1 protein-coding gene is annotated in these 1,571 nt (G+C 60.3%); it reads right to left on the bottom strand.

The window, feature by feature from the left end; genetic code table 11:
• Window positions 1-64 precede the first annotated feature (64 nt).
• Window positions 65-1,504, bottom strand: a complete 1,440-nt coding sequence (locus tag AKN84_RS44240; protein ID WP_050426599.1) for an IS1182 family transposase — start codon at window positions 1,502-1,504, stop codon at window positions 65-67.
• Window positions 1,505-1,571 lie beyond the last annotated feature (67 nt).

Genomic DNA, 1,571 nt, shown 5'->3' with positions numbered 1-1,571 from the left:
GGGTCTTGGCCGTGTAAAAACGGCCTCACAGGGCCGTCAGCCTTGAAGTCAAACTGGGCCCACCTCAGGTCACGATCGCGGCAATCAGCGGCTTGATCCCAAGGATATTCATTACTCGGGTTAGGTTATAGGCCAAAACCGAGAGGGCCATCTCAGCGGCTACCTTTGGAAGGGTTTTAGTCAGGAAGTGCGTCGCTCCCATGCGTGCCTTCATCGTGCCGAACGGATGCTCGACAGTCTCGCGACGAAGGCGCATAGCGAGCGGGTTCGCATCGAGCCGCTGCTGCACGGCGTCGAGCAGATCCTCGTGCTCCCATCGCGTGATCCGTCGCTCTGACCCGGGCGTGCACTGGGCCTTGATCGAACAGTTCTTGCAAGCGTTAGTCCAGTAGCGCCGCAGCATCTTGTCGGCTTCTTCGTTTGTATAGCGATACGGCAATCGCTCCCCGGCCGGACAACGATAGGCGTCTTCCTCAGGCAAATAGACGAAGTCCTGCTTGCCGAAGCGTCCGTCCGACTTGGCGCCCGAAGTCATCGGCTTGGGCAAGGTTACCGTGACGCCGGCCTCGTGGCAGGCCAGGATCTCCGGGCTGCTGAAGTAGCCGCGATCGGCGACGGCCTCGAGCCTCTCAGTCTTCAGAACAGCCTTCGCCTGCATGGCCATATTGGCGAGTTGTGCCCGATCTGAGCCGCTGTTCGTCACCTCATGCGCGATGATCAGGTGATGGTCGGTATCGACGGCGACTTGGACATTGTAGCCGACAACGCCGGATCCGCGGCCACTGGTTGCCATCGAACGGCTGTCCGGATCGGTCAGGGAGATTTGCTGATCCGGCGAAGCGAGCATCTGCTTCTCGTAGGCGGCAAGCTTGTCCATCTCCTCCTTCAGCTTCGTCAGCTTCTCAGTAAGCCTTGTTACCTTCGCCGCAAGCGCCTCGCTCGGCTCCTGTCGGTCGGCTGTGTCAAGTTGGCTCAGATAGCGCGCGACGCTCTCCTCCAACTGCGCACGCCGCCGCTCCACCTTCGCGCGCGTGAAGTTCCTGTCCCGGTTGTTCACGGCCTTGAACTTGCTCCCATCGATGGCGACGCTGGACGTCGTGAGAAGACCCATCCCGCGGCAGAGCTCGACAAAGCGCGCACATACCTTGCGCAGCGCCAGGCCGTTATCCTTGCGGAAGTCCGCGATCGTCTTGTGATCGGGAGCAAGCCGACCCAGCAGCCACATCACCTCGACATTGCGCCCGGCCTCTCGTTCCAGCCGCCGGCTGGACTGCACTCGGTTCAGATAGCCGTAAATGTAAAGCTTAAGGAGAACCGAGGGATGGTACGACGGCCGACCGGTCGCCGCCGGCTCCGCACCCGCAAAGCCCATCTCAGCCAAACTGAGCGCATCCACAAATACGTCGATCACGCGAACTGGGTTGCTCTCGTCAATGAAATCATCGAGGCATTCGGGCAACAGCGTCCGTTGCCCACGATCCGCCTCTTCAACGAAGCGCCTCATCGATTCCCCCAAAAGAATCACAGGAGAATCATAACAGCAGCACGCCGTTTTCACACAGCCAGGGTCA

This window comes from Bradyrhizobium tropiciagri (assembly GCF_001189845.1).
GTDB classification, from domain to species: Bacteria; Pseudomonadota; Alphaproteobacteria; order Rhizobiales; family Xanthobacteraceae; genus Bradyrhizobium; species Bradyrhizobium tropiciagri.
This window is presented reverse-complemented; position numbering and strand designations above follow the sequence as displayed.